Origin of the sequence: Paenibacillus sp. FSL R7-0128 (genome assembly GCF_038002245.1) — a bacterium.
Taxonomy (GTDB): Bacteria; Bacillota; Bacilli; order Paenibacillales; family Paenibacillaceae; genus Paenibacillus_AQ; species Paenibacillus_AQ silagei.
In genome coordinates, this window is the sequence record NZ_JBBOCD010000001.1 from 270,698 (window position 1) to 290,162 (window position 19,465).

Annotated in this window: 19 protein-coding genes; 17 read left to right on the top strand and 2 right to left on the bottom strand. The window is 51.8% G+C overall.

Annotated features, from left to right (window positions below; translation table 11 throughout):
- Positions 1-437 precede the first annotated feature (437 nt).
- Positions 438-2,393, top strand: a complete 1,956-nt coding sequence (gene pulA, locus NST26_RS01155; protein WP_339253096.1) for a type I pullulanase — start codon at positions 438-440, stop codon at positions 2,391-2,393.
- A gap of 143 nt (positions 2,394-2,536) precedes the next feature.
- On the opposite strand, the gene NST26_RS01160 is transcribed toward pulA, so the two are convergent.
- Together NST26_RS01160 and NST26_RS01165 are read right to left on the bottom strand one after the other, a co-directional pair.
- Positions 2,537-3,388, bottom strand: coding sequence for a hypothetical protein (locus NST26_RS01160; protein WP_340978284.1), 852 nt, complete (start codon positions 3,386-3,388; stop codon positions 2,537-2,539).
- Between the two features lie 102 nt (positions 3,389-3,490).
- Complete coding sequence (locus tag NST26_RS01165; RefSeq protein WP_209876284.1) at positions 3,491-4,012, bottom strand: TetR/AcrR family transcriptional regulator; 522 nt, start codon at positions 4,010-4,012, stop codon at positions 3,491-3,493.
- A 229-nt stretch (positions 4,013-4,241) separates the two neighbouring features.
- On the opposite strand from NST26_RS01165, the gene NST26_RS01170 reads away from it, so the two are divergent.
- From NST26_RS01170 to NST26_RS01245, 16 genes are all read left to right on the top strand, one after another.
- On the top strand, positions 4,242-4,568 hold the full coding sequence (locus tag NST26_RS01170; RefSeq protein WP_036723569.1) for a PadR family transcriptional regulator: 327 nt from the start codon (positions 4,242-4,244) through the stop codon (positions 4,566-4,568).
- Between the two features lie 5 nt (positions 4,569-4,573).
- A complete protein-coding gene (locus tag NST26_RS01175) occupies positions 4,574-5,566 on the top strand; it encodes a permease prefix domain 1-containing protein (protein WP_340978289.1) in 993 nt (330 codons plus the stop codon).
- Between the two features lie 293 nt (positions 5,567-5,859).
- Positions 5,860-7,344 carry a glutamate synthase subunit beta gene (locus tag NST26_RS01180; RefSeq protein ID WP_340978291.1) on the top strand — a complete coding sequence of 495 codons (1,485 nt, stop codon included), beginning with the start codon at positions 5,860-5,862 and terminating at the stop codon, positions 7,342-7,344.
- A 495-nt stretch (positions 7,345-7,839) separates the two neighbouring features.
- A complete protein-coding gene (gene yfcE, locus NST26_RS01185; protein WP_340956579.1) occupies positions 7,840-8,391 on the top strand; it encodes a phosphodiesterase in 552 nt (183 codons plus the stop codon).
- Between the two features lie 153 nt (positions 8,392-8,544).
- Entirely contained in the window at positions 8,545-9,579 is a 1,035-nt protein-coding gene (locus tag NST26_RS01190; RefSeq protein ID WP_340958168.1) for an agmatine deiminase family protein, read from the top strand.
- Between the two features lie 200 nt (positions 9,580-9,779).
- Positions 9,780-10,655 carry an N-carbamoylputrescine amidase gene (gene aguB, locus NST26_RS01195; protein WP_036723561.1) on the top strand — a complete coding sequence of 292 codons (876 nt, stop codon included), beginning with the start codon at positions 9,780-9,782 and terminating at the stop codon, positions 10,653-10,655.
- A 213-nt stretch (positions 10,656-10,868) separates the two neighbouring features.
- Positions 10,869-11,684, top strand: coding sequence for a transporter substrate-binding domain-containing protein (locus tag NST26_RS01200; protein WP_036723560.1), 816 nt, complete (start codon positions 10,869-10,871; stop codon positions 11,682-11,684).
- A 97-nt stretch (positions 11,685-11,781) separates the two neighbouring features.
- Complete coding sequence (locus NST26_RS01205) at positions 11,782-12,429, top strand: amino acid ABC transporter permease (RefSeq protein WP_340956577.1); 648 nt, start codon at positions 11,782-11,784, stop codon at positions 12,427-12,429.
- Positions 12,430-12,434: 5 nt separating this feature from the next.
- Positions 12,435-13,166 (top strand): amino acid ABC transporter ATP-binding protein, encoded by a 732-nt coding sequence (locus NST26_RS01210; protein ID WP_340956575.1) that lies wholly within the window; start codon positions 12,435-12,437, stop codon positions 13,164-13,166.
- Positions 13,167-13,423: 257 nt separating this feature from the next.
- Positions 13,424-13,870: a tellurite resistance TerB family protein gene (locus NST26_RS01215; protein WP_036723555.1), complete on the top strand. Its 447-nt coding sequence runs from the start codon at positions 13,424-13,426 to the stop codon at positions 13,868-13,870.
- A 111-nt stretch (positions 13,871-13,981) separates the two neighbouring features.
- Positions 13,982-14,578 carry a TerD family protein gene (locus NST26_RS01220; protein WP_036723553.1) on the top strand — a complete coding sequence of 199 codons (597 nt, stop codon included), beginning with the start codon at positions 13,982-13,984 and terminating at the stop codon, positions 14,576-14,578.
- A gap of 29 nt (positions 14,579-14,607) precedes the next feature.
- Positions 14,608-15,183: a TerD family protein gene (locus NST26_RS01225; RefSeq protein ID WP_036723552.1), complete on the top strand. Its 576-nt coding sequence runs from the start codon at positions 14,608-14,610 to the stop codon at positions 15,181-15,183.
- Positions 15,184-15,233: 50 nt separating this feature from the next.
- Positions 15,234-15,815 (top strand): TerD family protein, encoded by a 582-nt coding sequence (locus NST26_RS01230; RefSeq protein ID WP_036723550.1) that lies wholly within the window; start codon positions 15,234-15,236, stop codon positions 15,813-15,815.
- A 94-nt stretch (positions 15,816-15,909) separates the two neighbouring features.
- Positions 15,910-17,235, top strand: coding sequence for a TerD family protein (locus tag NST26_RS01235; protein WP_340978295.1), 1,326 nt, complete (start codon positions 15,910-15,912; stop codon positions 17,233-17,235).
- A gap of 27 nt (positions 17,236-17,262) precedes the next feature.
- Positions 17,263-18,006: a TerC family protein gene (locus tag NST26_RS01240; RefSeq protein WP_036723548.1), complete on the top strand. Its 744-nt coding sequence runs from the start codon at positions 17,263-17,265 to the stop codon at positions 18,004-18,006.
- Positions 18,007-18,239: 233 nt separating this feature from the next.
- A complete protein-coding gene (locus tag NST26_RS01245) occupies positions 18,240-19,448 on the top strand; it encodes an HpcH/HpaI aldolase/citrate lyase family protein (protein ID WP_340978296.1) in 1,209 nt (402 codons plus the stop codon).
- Positions 19,449-19,465: the final 17 nt, after the last annotated feature.

A 19,465-nucleotide genomic window follows, 5' to 3' on the forward strand; every position in this document is an offset into this window, starting at 1 on the left:
AACTAAACGTTGATTAAGCGGCACATAGGGAGATTTAGTTGTACAAATTACAATTAAGCCTACCCCTTGCAACCTAATTTTGGCCCAGTAAAGCCTCAACAAGCAATTAGTTAAAATAATTTCTCATGCATTTAAATCTGATGAGCTACAGTCTGCTTCAAGATCATGGCCGGGCCGGGGCAGGATATTTCTTGTGTCCCGGCCTTTTCTAAATATAGAATTTATATGTTGCAAAGGATAACTTATCCTTCTATTTCTCGCTGAAACGGTACCGTCCTGTAAAAGGAAGGCAAAGCCCTTTCCACTTGCAGAGTGTGATTCAAACGTTTGCACAATGTTGGCGGTTAGGATAAAATTTCAAATAGAGAAAAGAGGAATTGTATAAATCCCAGGAGCCCTGCCGTATATTTAGTTAAGGGTAAAGGAGGCGGTATGCCTTGTCAGTACAGAAGGAAATGAAGGAACCGATTGATTACGGGGACCCGGCGGCTACTAGCGGAATCTCCGTCTTCGACCGGAATTTCGATGAGCTGTTCAGCTATGACGGAGAGGATCTTGGCCTAACCTATTCGGCGTCCGGCTCCGCGTTCTGTCTGTGGGCCCCGACGGCCCAGGAAGCGGAGCTGGTGCTGTATCCATCCTGGAAGGATCCTGCGCAGCGGCAGATACCCATGGTGCGAGACGTCCGGGGAACCTGGAGACTCAGCGTTCCGGGCGATCTGGATGGGATGTTCTACACCTACAGGGTGCGTATCGGGGAGCTATGGAATGAAGCGGTGGACCCGTACGCCCGCGCGATCGGCGTGAACGGGGACAGAGGGGCTATACTGGATCTGCGCAAGACCGATCCCGCGCGCTGGACGCAGGATAAGCCGCCGCTGGAGGACCCGGTGGATGCGGTGATCTATGAGCTTCACCTGCGTGACTTATCGGTTCATCCTGCCAGCGGGATTAAGCATACAGGGCAATACCTCGGCCTTGCAGAAGCCGGAACCCGGGGTCCTGAGGGCATTGCCACCGGTCTTGATCACATTGCCAGTCTGGGTGTTACCCATGTGCAGCTGCTGCCTATCTATGATTATGCGACAGAGAGCGTAGATGAGACCCGCCTGGAGGAGCCGCATTATAATTGGGGATATGACCCCAAGAATTACAATGCTCCTGAAGGCTCTTATGCATCAGATCCGTATGTTCCGGGCCTGCGCATCCGGGAGCTGAAGACAATGATTCAGGCGCTGCATGACCGCGGCCTGCGTGTCATTATGGATGTGGTCTACAACCATGTCTATGACGGCTTCCGGGTGAACTTCACCAAGCTGGTTCCCGGCTATTATCTGCGGTATAAGCAGGACGGGCGGTTGTCGAACGGCTCAGGCTGCGGGAATGATACTGCTTCCGAGCGGAGGATGATGTCCCGCTTCATCGTTGAGTCCGTGCTGTACTGGGCCAGGGAATACCATATCGACGGCTTCCGCTTCGATCTGATGGGTCTTCATGATGTAGGGACTATGAACGAGATCCGCCGTCGTCTGGATGATCTGGACCCTTCGATTATAACGATAGGCGAAGGCTGGGTGATGGACACGGAGCTGGCCGAGGACCTTCGGGCCAACCAGTGCCAGGCCAATCAGATGCCGGGCATTGGCCACTTCAATGACGGCTTCCGCGATGCAGTGAAGGGTAATATATTCCTGCATGACCAGAAGGGCTTCATCAACGGTGGGTTCGGCTTCGAACGCAATGTGAAGGCAGGCATTGCCGGAGCGATCTACTACGGGCCCGGCCTCGGGCAATACGCCCAGGAGCCGCAGCAGTGTGTGAACTTCGTGGAGTGCCACGACAATCATACACTGTGGGATAAGCTGGTCTTGTCTACGGCAGGAGTGGAAGACGGGCAGCGCCGCGCTATGCACCATCTGGCCTCGGCTATGGTGCTGACGAGTCAGGGGATACCTTTCATTCATGCCGGTCAGGAGTTCCTGCGGACCAAGGACGGTGTGGAGAACAGCTATAAATCGCCAGTGGAAGTGAACTGGCTGGACTGGGAACGCTGCGCGGAACATGCCGGATCTGTAGCATACATGAAGCAGCTGATCGCGCTGCGCGCCGCTCATCCCGCCTTCCGGCTGCGTACCGCAGAGGAAATCCGCGACCATCTGGTGTTCGAAGAGGCACCGGCGCATGCGGTGGCCTTCACGCTCCGCGATCATGCCGGAGGAGATTCGGCGGAGTATCTGTACGTTCTGTACAATGCCAATCCCGAAGGTGCAACCCTGATGCTGCCCGAACTGGGCGAATGGGACATTGTATTCGGCGAAGCGCATATTGGACGGCTGGAGAGCGGTGCTTTAACCACTGCAGGAATAGGAATGATCGTACTTGCTGTGAACTAAATCATAGGTACCGGGATTGTAGGTATCGCACAAAAGCAGGCTGCCGGGGCAGTCTGCTTTTTGCTGTGGCGGAAATATGCTTAGTGTAGGCGAAAAACCGAATACAATGTGCTGGGGTCGGGGGCTGTATTAAGCCCAAACACTCACCTTTTGTTAAACATTAGAGCCGAAATGACAGTGAGCAGCCAAACCAGTAAACAGAGGAGGGCAAATATCGGGAACAAGCTAATCTCAAACATAGAACGGCCAAGACTGGTCTGAACGGCTATTACCAAAATGGCAATCAGCCAAGCTATACAACCTGTATGCAGGAGCAGACGCTGTTTGCCGGACCCTAGATTCGAATGTTCCAGCAGCCAGGCGGGTAACAGCAGGGTTTGGAGAGAATGGAGGCCAATTCCATGTAGTACAATATAATTGCCTCCAGCTCCGGTAAAACGTCCTTGTAAGCTCATCATGATCAGTCCGGCCAGATTAGCTATAAATACCGCCAGCAAGGCATAACGGATACCGTTGATTAGTACAGGGCGCGATAAGGGAGCCTTCATTTTCAGAAATTGGACAGCCAGCAGGATACCCCCGATGACAAAAGAAAGAGATACGACGCCAAATAAAGCTCCCCCAAGGGTATCCACTAGGCCGCCGGCTTTAGAGAAACGGGGATTGAAGCCCCGGAAATTCTGCAGGGTTTCAATTACATAGCTGTATGAAGCAGCAGCAATAAAAAGCCGGCGAATCACTTTTCTCATGCGAGTGGTAAAGCCTGCAAAGGGTAAGATCGCAGCAATGGATAACAGAAAAATTCCTAAGGCTGCTGCAAACGAGAATACATTTTTGATATTACCCTCCGGTAGAACAACTGCTCCTTGAAAGAACATAAAGACAGCAGCACATCCCGCAATAACAAACCCGAGCCCTCCAAGCATAACGAGTCCTTTTTCACGCCTATAAATAGATACGGCAGATGTCATCAATTCGGTTAACATAGTATGCATGGTTAGCTCACCCCTTTATTTATTTATCGATTAATAAATAATTATCAAAATAATTGCAAGCAGTAACAGATAAGATTTATCCGTTTGCTGCTTGCATTTACTTCATTCTTTAGTCATCAGTATGGATTGTTTTATTTCTGACAGATCAAGCACCTCGGATAACGTGACTAGCAGCCCTATGCTCATAAAGCGGATTGCATTTCCTTCCGCATCAGGTACCCCGGCTTTCTGAAATTTGGCAGTCACTTCGTCAAAAATAGTCGTATAGAGCTTAGCAGAATGTTGTTTGATCCCAGCTTCCGATATGGTGTAAGCCTGCATGACCATCAGTACTTCGGAACGATGTGTCTCCATTAAGTTGAAAAAACTGGCGCCCATCGCGCCAACCAGCTGATCAGCAGGTGCCTCGACTTCCATGAAAGTGTTATGAATCCGATCGTAGGCACGTTTTAGCACAGCTATATATAAGTCTTCTTTGTTGTCAAAAAAATGAAAGATGTAGGGCTGCGTAACTCCCGCGGCTTTAGCTACCATAGCAGTTGTTGTCCTGTAGTAGTCATATTCTGCAAATAAGGTCAAGGCACTTTCCATAATTTTTTGCTTCTTATCTTCCTTTGCTGCCATTGTGATCATTTCCAATCGTTTATTTATCGAGCGATAAATAAATCATATAAAAGAAACATTTGTCTGTCAATCCTGCTGTTCTTGCTAACAGCTCGATGCACGGATAACGCCCATAAACCCGCTTTTAAAAATAATTCTCCATTCATCATAAACACTACTTCATCTGTCGTAGTAATTGTGCTACACTGAATTTAATTACTACGACAGATGAAGTATAGGAGGCAGGCAATTGATCAGCAGTGATGTGATTAGGGGATACAACGACACGATGATCCTCTACATGCTTCTGGACGGGGAGTCTTACGGCTATGAGATTTCCAAGAACATACGGAAGCTATCGGAAGAGAAATACATTATGAAGGAAACCACTCTCTATTCGGCATTCACCCGGCTGGAGAAGAACGGTTATATTGATTCCTTTTATCTGGATGAGACGTTTGGCAAAAGACGCACCTACTACCGCATCACTCCGCAGGGTCTTGCCTACTACCGGGCCAAATGCGAGGAATGGCAGATCACGCAGGAAGTTATCAACAAATTCATAAAGGAGCTGTGAGGAACTTGGATACCATCATTGGATACTTGAACAATATGTTCGCATCTCTGCCCAGAACGGAACAGATGGCGATGCTGAAGCAGGAGCTGCTTGGCAACATGGAGGAGAAATACTATGAACTGAAGCATGAAGGGAAGTCGGAGAACGAGGCGGTGGGCATCGTCATTTCCGAATTCGGCAACATTGATGAACTGGTCAGTGAGCTGGAGCTTGGAGAGGTTCGTAAGGAGGAAAGACTAGGGCTGCCCATGCTGGATGAGCTTGCTGTAGAGGGATTTATCGCTGCCCAAAAAAGATCCGGCTTGCTCGTAGGTTGGGGCGTTGGGCTAATTATGTTTGGTGCTGCTCTGCTTATCCTGATCTCAGGTCTGGGGGAGAACGGGTTCATGGGAAATGTATTCTCTGAAGATGCTATGAGCATGATCGGGCTGATCCCCCTGTTACTGCTGCTCGGTCCGGCTATCGCATTATTTATCTACAGCGGTACGAAGATGGAGAAATACAAATACATGGAGTCGGGTTTCAGTCTGCCGTATCCGCTGGAGGCGTATATTGAGCAGAGACAGTCCGCTTTTGCCGCCACCTATACGCTGTCGCTTATCATGGGTGTTTGTTTATGCGTATTGTCGCCGATTGCCATCTTTGTATCTTCCGCGTTTGGAGATGAATACATTTCCTACGGGGTAGCTGTTCTATTGATTATAGTGGCTGTAGCCGTTTTCCTCTTCGTGTATTACGGGAATATCCGGGGGGCTTATCAGAGACTGCTGAAGACCGGCGATTTCAGTGAGGAGAAGCAGGAGGAGAAGAAGGAGGAGGACCGGATTGTCGGTGCGGTTGCCGCTATTATCTGGCCGCTGGTTACCTGTGTTTTTCTGGTCAGCGGTTTCGTGTTCGACCAGTGGGAGATCAACTGGATCGTCTTCCCGTTAACGGGCATTCTGTTCGGGGTGTTCAGCTCGGTCTACAATATGTTCAAGAAAAAAGATGCTGCCTGAGTCTGCTGTACATTATTTGCCACACAACGTTAATAAAAAAGGTGACATTGCTCATGTTCCCTCCCTGCGGGTAGATGGTAATATGAAGGCATTTATTCCCCTTATGATAACCGTGCAAGAGCCTGTACCGGGGTGATTTGAAGCCCCGTTATAGCCTCTTGCTTCGCTGCTTTACAGTGACAGAATAACGGACGGTGACAGAAGAGTGTGTTTCTTTTTGGAGCCGGGTGTGGGCATGAATGCCGTCTATTACCTTTCGGCGGCCAATCAGAGAGACTCGGAGGATGACAGGGATGGGTAAAACAACCGGATTTATAGAATATCAGCGGCGGACGCCTGCTGAATGTGAGCCAATGGAGCGGATTAAGAACTGGAATGAATTCTCGGTTCCGATGGAGGAAGAACAGCTGCGTGAGCAGGGTGCCCGCTGTATGGATTGCGGAACACCGTTCTGTCATGTGGGGCGTATGTTGTCAGGGATGGCCAGCGGCTGTCCGCTGCATAATCTGATTCCAGAGTGGAATGACATGGTGTACCGCGGGAACTGGCAGGTCGCGCTGAAGCGCCTGCATAAGACGAATAACTTCCCGGAATTCACGGGACGCGTCTGCCCTGCGCCATGCGAAGGCTCTTGTACAGTAGGGAAGAACGGCGATTCGGTAACAATTAAATCGATCGAAAAAGCGATTGTAGATAGAGGGTTCGCTGAAGGCTGGATCGTTCCTGAGCCGCCGCTTACCCGTACGGGCAAGAAGGTGGCTGTCGTAGGCTCCGGCCCTGCTGGGCTGGCCTGTGCCGCCCAGCTGAACAAGGCGGGACACAGTGTAACGGTGTATGAGCGGGCGGACCGGATCGGCGGTCTGCTGACCTATGGCATTCCAAACATGAAGCTGGATAAAAAGAAGGTGCAGCGCCGGGTGGATCTGCTGGCGGCGGAGGGCGTTACCTTCGTCACCCGGACTGAGATTGGCAGAGATATTGCAGCAGCTCAGTTACAGGAGGAGCATGATGCAGTTGTCCTCTGCGGCGGCTCTACCAAGGCGCGTGACCTGCCGCTGGAGGGGCGGGATCTGAGTGGCATTCATCAGGCGATGGAGTTCCTGACGCTGAACACCAAGAGCCTGATGGATTCCGGGCTGGAGGACGGAGAGTATTTGTCGGCGGCAGGCAAGGATGTTGTCGTCATCGGCGGCGGAGATACGGGGACGGACTGTGTAGCCACTTCGATCCGCCACGGCTGCCGCAGCGTGATCCAGCTGGAGATTATGCCGCAGTCGCCATTGACCCGCCAGCCTGGCAACCCTTGGCCGGAATGGCCGAAGGTGCTGAAGGTGGACTACGGACAGCAGGAGGCTGCTTCTCTATATGAAGAAGATCCGCGCCGCTATCTGGTGAACACCAAGCGCTTCATCGGCGATGCAAGCGGACATGTACAGGAGCTGCACACGGTGCGTATTGAATGGAAGCGCACGGAGGACGGACGGATGGCCCCTGTAGAAGTGCCGGGCAGCGAAGAGATCATTCAGGCGCAGCTGGTGCTGCTGGCTCTGGGCTTCACTGGACCGGAGGAGACAGTGCTTGGAGAGCTTGGCGTGGAGCGCGATGAGCGTTCCAACGTTAAGGCAGAGTTCGGCGCGCAGGCAACGAATGTGGAGGGAGTCTTCACGGCAGGTGACATGCGGCGCGGCCAGAGTCTGGTGGTCTGGGCGATTAACGAGGGCCGCCAGGCCGCCCGCGAGGTAGACCGCTTCCTGATGGGCTCGTCCAATCTGCCTTGAGGCATGACGGAGTAAGGGGAGAGAGTTTGAGTTTGGCGCTCGCTCCATTATGAGACGTCCTGTTAAGGAACGCTGATAAGGCGTGTTCTGCCAAGCGATGTCTGCCAAGAGACGCCCTCCCGGGCGTCTTGCTTTACGTTCACCCGCCAAGGCTGATCATCTATAATAGGATGCAGGTGTGGCGTTCAGCGTTCGCATCTAATGTTGCACATAATGCAATTTCTACCTGGCAATATGCGGGCTTTACGCGGAATTGTTGCACAGAATGCAGGATTCAGCCTGCTATTTCGCCCGGAGGAGAAGGAATACTGCCTTTTATACAACAATTGTGGATTGGGACTGGAGTGCTGAGCGGAATGTTGCATTTTGGGCAGGATTTTGGCTGAGAGTCTTAGCTGGAGTGGCACAAGGCGTTATAGTAGAAGTTAGTGTATAAGCAGCAGTCAGGCATTAAACTATACCAATAAACTATACCAACAGAAAGGAAGCACTCACATGAAGCTGATGTTTATTTCCGATATTCACGGATCGCTGTACTGGCTGGAGCAGGCGCTGGCGAAGGCGGAGGAGGAGCAGCCGCACACGCTGGTTATTCTGGGGGATTTCCTGTATCACGGACCTAGGAATCCACTGCCGGAGGGGTACAACCCGCAGGGGGTCGCCGACAGGCTGAATGCTTACAGCCAATCGAGCAAATCGTTGGCGGCGGTAAGAGGTAACTGTGACGCCGAGGTGGATCAGATGCTGCTGCACTTCCCGATGATGGGCGATTATGTGCTAATTCTGCACGAGGGCCGCAAAATCTACGCCACGCACGGGCATGGCTTCAGCATCGACCACTTACCGGCGCTGGCTCCGCAGGATGTGTTCATTCAGGGGCATACGCATCTGCCGGTGGCAGAAGTGAAGGACGGCATTACTGTGCTTAACCCCGGATCGATTGCGCTGCCGAAGGAGAACAACCCGAACTCCTACGGCGTTCTGGAGAATGGGGAATTTCTCATTAAGGACTTCAGTGGCAATATCATCAAGCAGATCGGGTTGTAGCAAGTCAGCTTCACACTCTAATCCCTCTGGATATTTCCAGAGGGATTATTGCTGCGCGGCAATTGAGCCTGCCGGCATATTCATGTATGATGGGTGAGGAGCTTGCGGGCAGATCCCCGGCTTCAAAAACTAAACAGCAGAGGTAACTAAATGATGCATCCACGTGATTTACACTATACAATGCCGGCCGAATGGGCCAAGCATGAACGGACCTTTATTTCCTGGCCGGTGAAGGACTCTATGGTACACCCTGATAATCATGAAGCGGTTAGTAGGGGCTATGCTGAGATTATCCGGGCGATTGCCGAATTCGAGCCGGTGACGGTTATCGTCAATCCGGATGAGCTGGATACGGTAGAGAAGCTGGCGCTTGGGGACAATGTAACGCTGCTCCCCATCCGGCACAACGATGCCTGGCTGCGGGACAACGGACCGACCTTCCTCACGGGTCCTGACGGGAAGCTGGCCGGAGTCAACTGGAAATTCAATGCCTGGGGCGGCAAATACTCGCCTTGGGATCTCGATGATGAGGTAGCTCCGCAGATTCTGAAGCACCTGGAGGTCAGCGCGTTCGATGCTCCGCTGGTGATGGAGGGCGGCTCCATTCATACGGATGGCGAGGGCACCCTGCTGACCACGGAGGAATGTCTGCTCCATACGAACCGTAATCCTGAGCTGAACCGGGAAGAAATTGCTGATTATGTCAAGCAATATACCGGGACGGAGTCCATCATCTGGCTGAAGCGCGGCCTCAGCGGGGATGAGACGGACGGGCATGTCGATAACATCGCCTGCTTCGCGGCACCGGGCAAGGTGATTATTCAGGTCTGCGAGGACCCGCAGGATGAGAACTATGCGATTACGCAGGAGAATCTGCGCATCCTGGAGCAGGCCGTCGATGCCAAAGGCCGGAAGCTGGAGATTATCCGCATTCAGCAGCCGCCCCGCGTGGACTTCGAGGGTAGCCGCCTGACGCTGAGTTATCTGAACTTTTATTTTGTGAACGGCGGCATTATCTTGCCAGTCTTCGGCGGTACAGCGGCTGAGACGGACAAGCTGGCTGAAGAGACGCTGGCCGGGCTGTTCCAAGGCCGCAGAATCCGCACGGTGAACGGAATGGCCGTGATCGGCGAAGGCGGAAACGTGCATTGCACCACCCAGCAGATGCCTGCGGTGGATGGAGCTTAGCGAAAAGCGAAAAGAAGCGGAGGGGAAATTTGGAACTGTAGGAGCGTTAGCGTCCGCCTTTGTCACCGGATTTCAACCGCGAAGAGCGGATTAAATCAAGAAATCTGGTGACAACAGCGGCCGGAAGTCCAAATGTTCACCGCAGCGACGACCAAGCTTTGAGTTCTAAGTGTTATAAGTTCATACAAGGAGGAACAACCATGAGACAAGTAAAAGTAGCCGCGACGCAAATGAGCTGTTCCGGCGACATCGATGAGAATATCCGCAAGGCGGAGACACTGGTTAGGGAGGCGGCAGCCCAAGGCGCGCAGATTATTCTGCTGCAGGAGCTGTTCGAGACGCCGTATTTCTGCCAGAAGGAGAAGTCGGATTACTATGCCTATGCTACAGAGCTTGAGCAGAACAAGGCGGTGAACCACTTCAAGGCTATCGCCAAGGAGCTTGCGGTGGTGCTGCCGATCAGCTTTTATGAGAAGAAGAATTATGCGCGGTACAACTCGCTGGCGGTCATTGATGCAGACGGAACCGTGATGGGCAAATACCGCAAGAGCCATATTCCTGACGGTCCGGGCTATGAAGAGAAGTTCTACTTCAACCCGGGCGATACCGGCTTCAAGGTGTGGAATACCCGCTATGCCAAAATCGGAGTCGGCGTATGCTGGGACCAATGGTACCCGGAAGCTGCCCGGGTGATGAGCCTGATGGGTGCGGAGATTCTGTTCTATCCTACAGCCATCGGCTCGGAGCCGCAGGACGGGTCAATCGATTCCAAGGATCACTGGCAGACCTGCATGCTGGGTCATGCTGCCGCTAACCTGATTCCTGTCGTGGCCTCCAACCGGATCGGCAAGGAGACTGACGAGGATTCCAGCATTGATTTCTACGGCTCGTCGTTCATCGCTGGTCCGCAGGGCAACAAGATTGTCGAAGCCGGACGGGATGAGCAGACCGTGCTGGTCAGCGAATTCGACCTGGATGCGCTTGAGGTAGGCCGGATTGAATGGGGGATCTTCCGTGACCGCCGTCCGGAGCTGTACCGGATGATTGCTTCCTATGATGGCGATCTGACCTTCTAACTTATGCGCTAATATGTATAGACCATTAAGCAGCCAGAATGCTGCCGGAGCTCTCTCCGGGGCATTCTGGCTGCTTTTTTGCATGAGATGTTACAATATATCGATAATAATGTCATATTATATTACACAAAAGGATAAAGTTAATTGTCATCACTACTTTAATCTGATAAAATCTCCTTAAGTTATTTTACAAATAAGTAGGGGGATTGGAGAATGGGAATCCGGAAAAAATGGGCGATGTCAGGTATGGTGGCACTCCTGGTCTTGGCAATGGCGGGTTGTAGCTCTGGTAATGATGCGAAAGGCGGCAGTGCGGACGGGAAAAGCCTCAAAATCGCTACCGATGCCAGCTATGCACCAATGGAGTATATGGATACCGATACGATCAAGGGCTTTGACATTGATTTCATTAAGGCGGTGATGGCGGAGGCCGGCATTGATTACACGGTCACCAACACAGGCTGGGATACCATGCTGACCAGTGTGAAGCAGGGCACTGAATATCAGGCGGGTGTATCCTCGGTATCAATTACAGATGAGCGCAAGGAAACCTATGACTACTCTATCCCTTATTTCGAATCTACGAACATGATCATGGTGAAGGAAGGCAGCGATATCAAATCCGCCCTGGACCTGAAGGGGAAGAAGGTTGCGGTTCAGGCAGCCACGACAGCAGATGAGCTGATGAGCGGCATTATGGGCGTCGACAACGGTAACCTGAAGCGGTTCGACAGCAATGCGGTAGCGCTGATGGAGCTGAACGGCGGCGGAGCGGATGCGGTGGTCGCGGATATCGCCATCGTGAACGAATACATCAAGAACAATCCGAAGGAGAAGCTGACAGGCATTATTGATAAGGAGAATTTTGGCTCCGAGTACTACGGCATTCTGTATCCGAAGGGCAGTGAATGGAAGGCGAAGCTGGACCCGGCGATCAAGAAGGTCATCGAGAACGGCAAATATGCGGAGATCTACAAGGAATGGTTCGGCGAAGAGCCGGACACGGCGGCGCTTATGAACGCGAAGTAGCATAGGGGCCAGCAACAATTAAGCATGCGTAATGATTGCTATTGCGCGTGCTTCTTTTTTTGAGCAAGCCACAAGCAGAAGAGAAGGGAAGAATTCTATGGATTTCAGATTCGACATCATCATTCATTATTTACCGGTTCTGCTAAAAGGGACCCTGTTCACCATCGGCGTATCGCTGGTCTCCATTCTGTGCGGTTCCCTGCTGGGACTGGTGATCGGCTTCGGCAAAATGGCGCCCAAATGGTATTTCCGCTGGCCGTTTCACGCGTATATTAACCTCTTCCGCGGTACGCCGCTCTATGTGCAGATTCTGATCGTCCACTTCGGGCTGATCCCGTTGTTCTATGGCAAAACCTATGCGCTGATGAGCGCATTCGTGGCGCTGTCGCTCAATTCCGCCGCCTATTCTGCGGAGATCTTCCGCGCCGGTATCCAGTCCATCGACCCCGGTCAGCGGGAAGCGGCCCTATCCCTCGGAATGACCCGGCAGCAGGCGATGCGCTTCATTATTCTGCCTCAGGCCATCAAACGGATGGTTCCCGCCTTCGGGAATGAATTCATTGTGCTTGTTAAGGATTCCTCGCTGCTGGCGCTGATTGCCGCCCCTGAGATTATGTACTGGAGTAATACCATGAAAGGCCAATACCTGCGGATCTGGGAGCCGTATCTGACCGCTGCACTGATCTACTTCATTCTTACTTATTCGCTCAGCAAGCTGCTTAATTATATCGAACGGAAGGTGTAGCCCCTATGGAACCGGTTATTTCAGTCAAGCATCTGCACAAATCATTCGGTGCCCATCAGGTACTGACGGATATCAGCGTCGACATTCACAGCCGGGAGGTTGTGGTTGTCATCGGGCCTTCGGGCTCGGGCAAATCGACCTTTCTGCGCTGCCTTAATCTGCTGGAGCAGCCGCAAGCGGGCGATATTATGATTGAAGGCACTTCCTTGATGGCCAAGAGCACAAGGATTAACGATATCCGTACCGAGGTGGGAATGGTCTTTCAGCAGTTTAATCTGTTTCCGCACCGTAAGGTGATCGAGAACATCATGCTGGCCCCGATGAAGGTGCGGAAATGGACGGAGGATCAAGCGAGGCAGAAGGCGCTGGAGCTGCTGCAGAAGGTAGGGCTTAGCGAGAAGGCGGAGATGTATCCGGCCTCGCTCTCCGGCGGTCAGGCCCAGCGGGTGGCGATTGCCCGGGCACTGGCGATGGAGCCGAAGATCATGCTGTTCGACGAGCCGACCTCAGCTCTGGACCCCGAGATGGTGGGCGAGGTGCTGGCGGTTATGAAGGAGCTGGCAAGTGAGGGGATGACCATGGTTGTGGTGACTCATGAGATGGGCTTCGCCCGTGAGGTGGGGGACCGGGTGCTTTTTATGGAGCAAGGGGCCATAGTGGAGCAGGGTGCGCCGGAGCAGCTGTTCGGCAGCCCGTCGCATGAGCGTACACGGGAGTTCCTGTCCAAGGTGCTGTAAGAATCGCCCAAAGTAGAATATTGTTATTTAATCGGTTATATTAGAGGAGTAAGAAATAGGCAATAAGTCCAAGCGTGAATAGCTGCCCAGGGTGGCGGGGAGGAGGCTCGGGGATATCTTTTTTTAAAGTATAAGGATGACAGCGGTTCTGCATAATGATTTATCCTTATATTTCCGGCAGAAAAGGATAGGGTGCTTAATAAGACGGCATAGGCTTTCTGCTGGTCATAATTCCATAATGATAGAAGGAGAATACGATGAGCACATTCAAAAATTGGCTGAATACCACCAAGAGCGGACTGACGGATCAAGTGAAAAAATTTAAAAATAAAGACTTTATGAATGCGGTAGTAGCTGGCTGCGCGCTGGTCGCTGCTGCTGACGGCAAGATTGAGGAAGCTGAGAAGAACAAGATGGCGGGATATATGAATCTCAGCAATGAACTCAAGGTATTTGACATGAGGGACGTCATTGCCCAGTTCAATTACTATGTAAGCAACTTCGAATTCTCGCCGGAGATCGGTAAGCAGGAAGCGCTGAAGGCTATCGGTAAGTTTAACGGCAAACCGGAGGTTGGACGGTTAATCGTGGGCGTATGCTCGGCGATTGGTGCAGCCGACGGTGACTTCGACGAGCATGAGAAGGCAGTTGTGCGGAATATCTGCAGCGTACTGGGACTTAGCCCAAGCGAATTCAGCCTGTAATTACAGGCTGGATTTCATTTGCTAATTACTGAAACTTTAGGCGATGGACCGCCGTATCACTGATGTAACACCCGCAAGCACACTTCTATCTGGAAACGGAGGTACTTCAAGTTGGCTGGAATTAATCTGGTAAAAGGTCAGAAGATCGATTTAACCAAAGGCAATGCCGGACTGTCTAACGTAATCGTAGGACTGGGCTGGGACCCTGCCGAACCGGCAAGGGGATTCTTTGGGGTTAAAAAACAGGCGAATGTTGACTGCGATGCTTCAGCGCTGCTGCTGAATGAGAACGGCAAGCTGACGAACAAGCTGAACCTTGTCTGCTTTCACAACAAACAGAATGCGAATAACTCTGTAGTCCACTCGGGGGATAATCTGACGGGTGAGGGCGACGGGGACGACGAACAGATCATGGTGAATCTGAAGCAGATTCCTGCCGATGTCCATAAGGTCCTTGTTGTAGTTAACATCTACGATGCGGTGAACCGCAAGCAGGATTTCGGAATGATCAAATCTGCGTATATCCGCATTATTAATGCGGCAGGGAATGCAGAATTGGTTAAGTTTAATCTGACAGACAATTATACAGGCTTCACGGCACTGATCTGCGGCGAGCTGTACCGTCATGGAGAAGAGTGGAAATTCGCAGCCGTCGGTGAAGCGGCCCACGCCGCGCATATCAATCAGCTGGCAGAACGCTATATCTAAATCCAATTTGAGAAAAGAGGGCTCTATTCATGGCTATTAACTTATCCAAGGGACAAAAAATTGATTTAACCAAAACAAATCCAGGCTTGTCCAAAATCACAGTCGGCCTCGGATGGGATACGAATAAATATGATGGCGGCAAGGACTTCGACCTTGATGTGTCTGTGTTCCTGACCAATGCCAGCGGTAAAGTGGACAAGGAGTCCAACTTCATCTTCTTCAACAACAAGCAGAACGAGAACGCTTCTGTTGTTCACACCGGCGATAACCGTACCGGGGAAGGCGACGGAGACGATGAGCAGGTTCAAGTCGATTTGCTTAATGTTCCTGCAGATGTGGACAAAATTGCCTTCACCATTACCATCTATGAAGCAGAATCCAGAAGCCAGAACTTCGGACAAGTCTCCCGTTCTTATGTACGTATCGTCAACGATGCGAACAGTGAGGAACTGATCCGCTTTGACCTGGGTGAAGATTTCTCCGTTGAAACAGGCGTAGTTGTAGGCGAATTGTACCGTAACGGCGCAGAATGGAAATTCAATGCGATTGGCAGCGGCTACAAGGACGGTCTCTCCGGCTTGACCCGTGATTACGGTCTGCAATAAGGCTCTGACATTACGGGAATTTAATCTGTAAGGAAAGAGGGTTTTTGACAGTGACGATCAGTCTTTCCAAAGGACAGCGGATTGATCTTACCAAGACCAATCCGGGTCTGACCAAAGTAGTTGTAGGACTGGGCTGGGATACAAACAAGTACAGCGGCGGCAAGGATTTCGACCTCGATGCATCAGCATTCCTGCTGCATGAGGACGGCAAAGCCAAAAGCGAAAATGACTTTGTATTCTATAACAACCCGAGCGGCGGTACAGGCTCTGTAACCCATACAGGGGACAATCGCACAGGTGAAGGCGACGGGGATGATGAGCAGATCGTCGTAGACTTCAGTCTGGTGCCTGCCAATATTCAGCGGATCGGGATTACGGTCACGATCTATGATTATGAGGCCCGGGCGCAGAACTTCGGACAAGTCTCCAACGCTTTCGTCCGTGTAGTTGATGCATCCAGTGACCGTGAGATTCTGCGGTTCGATCTGGGCGAGGATTTCTCCACCGAGACGGCTGTGGTCTTCTGTGAATTCTACCGCCAGGGGGCGGATTGGAAATTCCAGGCGATTGGCAGCGGCTTCGCTGGCGGACTAAGCGCATTATGCAAAAACTACGGGCTGGACGCGCAATAAGAGCTTCAAAGGCGGGATCATCATCGATCCTGCCCTTTTTATACACAAAATCTGATAAGTTGCGCTCTTATCCATGTATAAAGGTGGCGTAAGAATGAACACAGAAGTAGTCAAAGGACAGAAAGCAGATCTGACCAAAGGGAACCCGGGGCTTCGCAGCATTACGGTTGAGATCGGGTGGAAAGCTCCGTCTTCCATGGATATTGATGCTTCCGCATTCCTGCTTGGAGCTGGCGGTAAAGTGAGCAGTGATGACGATCTGATCTTTTACAATAACCCGTCTACTCCATATATCACTTATAAGGATGTGCCGGGTACGGCTTCGGGCGGACTGAAGCAGTTCGAGGTCTCGCTGGAGCGGATTCCGGCAAACATAGTGAAGATTGCCTTCACGCTTACTCTGTATGACGGAGAAAACCGCAAGCAGATGTTCGGACAAATGAGTGAAGCGGAGTGCCGGATCGTGAATCAGACGACAGGTGCGCAGCTTCTGCGGTGTAACCTTGGAAATCAGTTCTCTGTGGAAACGGCTGTTGTAGTTGGAGAATTATATAGACATGGTGAAGAATGGAAATACAGTGCGATTGTTGCGGGCTTCTCGGGCGGGCTTAAGGCGCTCTGCGGCAACTATGGCATAGAAGTAGAGGACGAGCCTGCACCGGCACCGAAGCCGCCTGCACCGACACCGACGCAGGCACGCCCGCCGCTTCAAGTACCGCCGCCCCGCGCAGAGTCGTCCAGACCGAATATTGTGATTCCGCCACCGCCTGCACCGGCACCGCCTAAGCAGGAGGCTGCTCCCGCACCGGCGCTGAATCTCAATCTGAAGAAGATTGAGCTGAAGAAGAAGGGCGATTCGATTAACCTGAAGAAATCCGCTTCCGGTCTGGGTGAGCTGCTGATTAACCTGAACTGGAACCAGAAGCAGGGCGGAGGGCTGTTCAGCCGTAACAAGGGCGGGGTGGACCTCGATCTGGCTTGTCTGTATGAGCTGAAGAACGGCAGCAAAGGCGTGGTGCAGGCACTGGGCAATGCGTTCGGTAACCTGCAGCAGCAGCCTTATATGATGCTCGATGGAGATGATCGGACAGGCTCCGTAACATCCGGCGAGAATCTGCGTATAAACGGAAGTAAGGTAGCCCAGATCGAACGGATTCTGGTGTTTGCCTTTATTTACAAAGGAGTTACCAACTGGTCTGAGGCGGATGGGGTGGTTACCCTGAAGCAGGATGGAGGGCCGGATATTATCGTGAATCTGGACGAGCATAACAACCGTAAAGGCATGTGCGCCATCGCGCTGATCCGGAATGTGGATAACGAGACCTTCAGTATTGAACGGCTCGTGCAATATTTCAGCGGTCACCGGGAGATGGATGAGGCTTATGGCTGGGGGCTTCGCTGGGTAGCGGGAAGTAAATAATTTGATATTACCGGAGGCGCAAGTGGAATGGACTGGTTCAGTGATTTTTTTAGGAGTATCGGTGAGAATTACGGGCATTTCTTCTCATGGAGTGATATTGCAGGAACGCTCTCCGACCCTGTCAGCTGGGGGATAATCGGAAGCCTGATTCTGCTGGAGGGTCTGTTGTCCGCTGATAACGCGCTTGTACTGGCGGTCATGGTTAAGCACCTGCCGAAGGAGCAGCAGCGTAAGGCGTTGTTCTATGGTATTATCGGTGCTTATGTATTCAGATTCCTGGCGATTGGGCTGGGGACCTATCTCGTCAAATTCACGCTGGTGAAGGTGCTTGGAGCCTTGTATCTCTTCTACATTGCCTACAAAGGGTTGTTCAAGGGCAGCGGAGAAGAGGGAGAGATTAAGAATAAAGGCGCATCCTTCTGGAAGACGGTACTCCTCGTTGAATTAATGGATATTGCCTTCAGTATTGACAGCGTGGTAGCCGCATTTGGTCTTAGCAGTGAAGTATGGGTACTCTTCCTGGGCGGTATTCTCGGCGTGCTGATGATGCGCGGAGTGGCACAGGTGTTCCTCAAGCTGATTGCCAGATATCCTGAATTGGAACAGACAGCATTCCTGCTTATTGCACTGATTGCCGGTAAAATGCTTGCCGGAGCCTTCGGCTATGAATTGCCGCATGTAATTTTCTTCGGTATTCTAATTGCGGTGTTTGCAGGTACTATCGTGTACAGCGCAAGCAAACGCAAGAAGGCTGAGAACCACAAGGCCTGATGGTTGTGCGTGCTTCATCTCTTTATCCTTTATAGCTGTGCAGGAAGGCGCGGGGTTCACGGGAAGGGTGGACTCCGGCACGCCTTTCGGGTAATCGTAACAGGTTTATAGCATGGCCTTTGCTTGGGTTCTAAGCAAGCCGGATACCGTCCCCGAGAGGACGGCATAGCTGGTTCTGCTCGCAGCCAAAGGCCATTTGGATTGTGCTGGCACAACATTAAGGGGGAAGGGCCTTGAGATATTTCGATTACCTCACACAAGAACAGGAAGCCTCATTATTCCATGTTCCGCCGGTTTCATTTGATCATACTACCTGCAAGGATTTACTGGCTTATGCCGTCGGAGCAGCCCTTTATATGCCGGCCACCCGTGCCAGTGTTGCCGAAGATATTATTAAGCTGAGAGCCTCGGGGCTTATCACGGTAATCATAGATTTGGAGGATGCCATAGGAGACGGTGAAGTGGATTATGCCGAAGAATCCATCGTCAGGCATCTGGCATTTCTGTCCGCTTATGCGGAGAATGAGCCGGACCAGCGCGGCAGTCTTCCGCTGCTGTTCATCCGCGTACGTAACCCTGCACAGCTGCGGGATCTGATCTTTCGGCTGGGATCATTAATCACCATGCTGACCGGCTTCGTCTTCCCCAAGTTCTCCGTAGAGAACGGTACGGATTATTTCGAGGCCATTGCCGATTACAATGACACACGCAGCTATTCAGCCCCGGTGCTGTACGGGATGCCAATTCTGGAGAATGCACCGATCATCTACCGGGAGAGCCGGATGGACACTCTGCTTGGGGTCCGGGATCTGCTGGGGCAATACCGCGAGTATGTGCTGAATGTCCGGATTGGGGCTACGGACTTCTCCAGTCTGTTCGGATTGCGGCGCAGCCCGGATATCAGCATCTATGACCTGACGCCGATCCGCGACTGCATGTCGGATATCATTAACGTATTTGGCCGTGTGGAGGAAGGATACGTGATCTCGGGTCCTGTGTGGGAGTATTTTGCCAGCAAAGGACACCGGGTCCTCCGCCCGCAGCTGAGGGAGACGCCCTTCGAGGATACTTATGGCAAGCATGGCCGCGAGATGCGCAACAGCTTCATTTCAAGCTCGATGGACGGGCTGATCCGGGAAGTAATTCTGGACAAGGAGAACGGCATTGTGGGCAAAACCATTATCCACCCTTCCCACCTCAGACCCGTGCAGGCGATGTATACCGTAATGCATGAAGAGTATGTGGATGCCTTAAGTATTGTAGACAGCAACGATGGCAGCCGCGGCGTGTTCAAGAGTGAATACTATAACAAAATGAATGAAATCAAGCCTCATTTGAACTGGGCCAGACGAATCTTATTACGATCTCAAATATACGGGGTGTTACATGAACAACAGCATTTTGTCGGATTACTGCCCGAGAACGAATACACACACGTTTAATATCGTCGAGAATCTGC